Annotated in this window: 4 protein-coding genes; 2 read left to right on the forward strand and 2 right to left on the reverse strand. The window is 39.8% G+C overall.

Translation table 11 applies throughout. The annotated features are described in order from the left end of the window. Positions 1-6 precede the first annotated feature (6 nt). Both D5R40_RS36630 and ilvC read left to right on the forward strand, forming a co-directional pair. Positions 7-168, forward strand: a complete 162-nt coding sequence (locus D5R40_RS36630) for a hypothetical protein (RefSeq protein ID WP_161565146.1) — start codon at positions 7-9, stop codon at positions 166-168. 471 nt (positions 169-639) lie between these two features. Then, the gene (gene ilvC, locus D5R40_RS31460; RefSeq protein ID WP_124147135.1) at positions 640-1,638 is read left to right on the forward strand and encodes a ketol-acid reductoisomerase; all 999 of its coding nucleotides are present in this window, start codon (positions 640-642) and stop codon (positions 1,636-1,638) included. Positions 1,639-1,944: 306 nt separating this feature from the next. Here the strand turns inward: ilvC and D5R40_RS31465 are convergent, their stop codons facing one another. After that, positions 1,945-2,802 carry an alpha/beta fold hydrolase gene (locus D5R40_RS31465; RefSeq protein WP_124147136.1) on the reverse strand — a complete coding sequence of 286 codons (858 nt, stop codon included), beginning with the start codon at positions 2,800-2,802 and terminating at the stop codon, positions 1,945-1,947. Positions 2,803-2,900: 98 nt separating this feature from the next. Continuing rightward, on the reverse strand, positions 2,901-3,134 hold a 234-nt coding region (locus tag D5R40_RS38485; RefSeq protein ID WP_205127790.1), incomplete at its 5' end, for a hypothetical protein.

Genomic DNA, 3,134 nt, shown 5'->3' on the forward strand with positions numbered 1-3,134 from the left:
TAGGGTTTGCTGAAAAAGTCTTATTGGGTGAGGGGAGGAGACAGGAGACAGGAGACAGGAGACAGGAGAAATGGGAATGAACTAGGAGGTAGGAGTAAGAATTGTAAGAATAATTTTTCTGCCCAACTCTGGCCTAAAATACGCTCCTTTTTGAGCGTGAAGAGCTGAAAACCAGGCACTTTTTAAAAGCACCAAAAAGGCACTTACCTTTATCTGTAAATACTTTTAGATTAGATCGGTAAGCCATAATTAATAATTAACAATTACCTCTCCTTGAAAACGGATAGGATTGACTAATAATGAAAATTTTTTCTCTCTTGGTCGATTGGATATGGTACAGGTTTCCTCACCATCCCACCCTACGGGAAGCTACGCTAACGACCGCTTGTTTCTCCTTTAAAGAAGAGGCTTTAAACCTTAATTATTCGGTAAAAATCAAAAATAAAATCAATTCTTATCCATAAATTATCAATTACTCCCCTCCTGGGAGGGGGAGGGGCGAGGGGTGGGTTTCCCCTGTTCCCTGTTCCCTGTTCCCTGTTCCCTCTTTATAGAGTGTAGAGTAGAAAATTTTACCGATATTTGATATAATAGAAGTTTTGCATAAATAATATATAGTTGCTGACAGGAGACAAAATAATGGCCAAAATGTACTACGATACCGATGCTAACCTGGACATCTTCAACAACAAAACTATTGCCATCGTTGGTTATGGTTCCCAAGGTCATGCTCACGCCCTAAATCTCAAAGATAGTGGCTTAAAAGTAATTGTAGGACTATATCCAGGTAGTAAGTCTGCCCACAAAGCAAAAGAAGCAGGTTTAGATGTTTACCCAGTAGACAAAGCTACCGAAATAGCAGACCTAATTATGATTCTTTTGCCAGACGAAGTGCAGAAAACCGTCTATAAAAACGAAATTGAGCCTAATCTCGCAGAAGGAAAAATTCTAGCTTTTGCCCACGGCTTTAATATTCATTTTGGTCAAATTCTTCCACCGCCAAACGTAGATGTGGTCATGGTTGCTCCCAAAGGGCCAGGACATTTGGTCAGACGGACTTATGAACAAGGAGAAGGAGTACCCTGTCTATTTGCCATCTTCCAAGATGCTTCTGGTCAAGCACGCGATCGCGCTATGGCTTATGCTAAAGGTATTGGTGGCACTCGTGCAGGTATTCTCGAGACCAGCTTCCGGGAAGAAACTGAAACTGACCTCTTTGGCGAACAAGTAGTTCTCTGTGGTGGTCTGAGTGGATTAATTAAAGCTGGGTTTGAAACTCTAGTAAATGCAGGTTATCAGCCAGAATTAGCTTACTTTGAATGTATGCACGAAGTTAAACTAATTGTGGATCTCGTTGTTGAAGGTGGTCTGGCAAAGATGCGGGACAGTATCTCCAATACTGCTGAATTTGGTGACTATACTCGCGGTCCTCGGATCGTTAATGACCAAACTCGTGCCGAGATGCGGAAAATCTTAAGCGAAATTCAATCTGGTCAATTTGCCCGCGAGTTTGTCATGGAAAACCAAACAGGCAAACCTGTATTTACTGCCATGCGTCGTCAAGAAGCAGAACACCCTGTTGAAGAAGTGGGTAAAGACTTGCGTGCTATGTTTAGCTGGCTCAAAAAACACGGTTAAAGAAGGAGTCAGGAGTCAGGAGTCAGAAGGGAAGAAAGAAGAGGAGGAAAAGGAGAAAGTTTTTTGTTCGCGCTCTTACCCGGACATGATATCATACCTCTTTTCACCAACGCCAATTTTTTTAGTCTTAAATGAAGAACTTCTGACTCCTAAATATAATTATACCAATGCTACCGGGTTTGATATAATATTAAATCCGGTTATGAAAAACTAATTTGTCCAAATCCTTCTAACCCTTCTGCCTTCTGCCCTCTGCCTTCTGCCTTACCTTCACAATAAATTTCTCTTCGCGCACCAAATTTAGTATTACTTGTAAACCAAAAAGCCAATGATTGCATCGAGAAGCGCTTCTGGTTCATCAACTCTGATTAAATGACCGCTATTTTCAAAGATTTTTAAATTAGCATGGGGAATAGCTTTAGCGATTTCTTCTGACAATTCTGGAGGACAAATCCAATCATGTTTTCCTGCCATGATTAAAGTGGGAGCAGTAATTTTATGTAACTGCTCAAGCACATTATAAGAACGTAAAAAACCACCAAACGCAACATTAATAGCATCGGGAGATAAAATAGTTCTGTTCCAACTTTTTCCCGATGTTTCTGGTTGATAAGTTAATGAATACATGGGCATCATTACTTGAAAATATTCTTGCAGTTGAGCTTCATTCTCAAATTGACCATCCCATAAAAATTGAGCGATCGCTTGTTGTTCTTTTGTTCCTTTTTTTGCTAAATTAACTTTTGCTAGTTCCAAAAACCTAGAACTGCCAGCAGTAGCAATAACAATTAAAGATTGAACATTTTCTGGATAACGGACTGCATAACTCAGGGCAACCATTCCTCCATAAGAAGTACCAATAATCACAATTTTTTCTAACCCTAAATATTGGCGCAATGCTTCCATATCTTCTACATTATTTTCGAGGGTATAAGTTTCTTTTGCTCCCCTCGCCGATCGCCCTTGTCCCCGGTGGTCAAAATAGACTAATTGTAATTTTTGACTCAAAGGAGAAAAGGTAGGTTTATAGGAAGTATGGTCTGCACCAGGTCCCCCATGAATTACAAAAGCAACAGGTTTTTCTCGCATCCTTTCCCCATCTGGCACTAGGGCAGCACCTTCAACATCAAAATAGATTTCCGTATCTCTGATTTTAGCTAACATCTTGTTTAAAAAAATAGAGTTTAAAATGAGATTTTTTCTGAATTATATTATTCACCAGCATACAAAAATAATAACTTGCTTGAAGAATGAGTTAGGAGTCAGAAGTCAGGAGTTAGGAGAATGGGGTCGATGGAGATTCTCACCCCACCAGCAACATCTGCACCGTGCAGACGCTGGGGTATTAAACCCATAAGGGATAAAGATAATATCAATTTGAGGGGGAGGGAACAGAATATCCTGATTATATCAAATCCCTTTAATTCGGTATAAAAAAATAGGGGTTGCACATTATGGAATGATATTGCCAAAAATTGGTTTAGATTTTGACTAAA

Source organism: Okeania hirsuta (assembly GCF_003838195.1).
Taxonomy (GTDB): domain Bacteria; phylum Cyanobacteriota; class Cyanobacteriia; order Cyanobacteriales; family Microcoleaceae; genus Okeania; species Okeania hirsuta.